1 protein-coding gene is annotated in these 272 nt (G+C 68.4%); it reads right to left on the minus strand.

Annotation, left to right across the window (positions count from 1 at the left end; genetic code table 11):
- Positions 1-272 (minus strand): condensation domain-containing protein (locus tag LQ326_RS47585; RefSeq protein WP_234545435.1); only part of this gene is annotated, 272 nt, incomplete at both ends.

Here is a 272-nt window from a genome sequence, read left to right on the forward strand (position 1 = left end):
CCGTCCGCCACGGCAACTCAACCCGAACGTCAAAGCCCCGGCCGGCCTCCTCCTGCATGAGCGCACGCCAGCCCTCACCGGCATCGACCACAACCAACTCCGGACGGCCATCGGCATCCTCACGGATCTCCTGATACGGCACCCCCTCCACATCCGGGAACACCGTGCGCAGACTCTCGTGCCGGTCAGCGACGTCCCCCAACGCGGCCTCAAGCGCCGCCACATCCAAACGGCCGGACAGCCGCAACGCGAAGGGCAGGTTGTAGGCCGCG

Source organism: Streptomyces shenzhenensis, assembly GCF_021462265.1.
Lineage (GTDB): Bacteria > Actinomycetota > Actinomycetes > Streptomycetales > Streptomycetaceae > Streptomyces > Streptomyces shenzhenensis.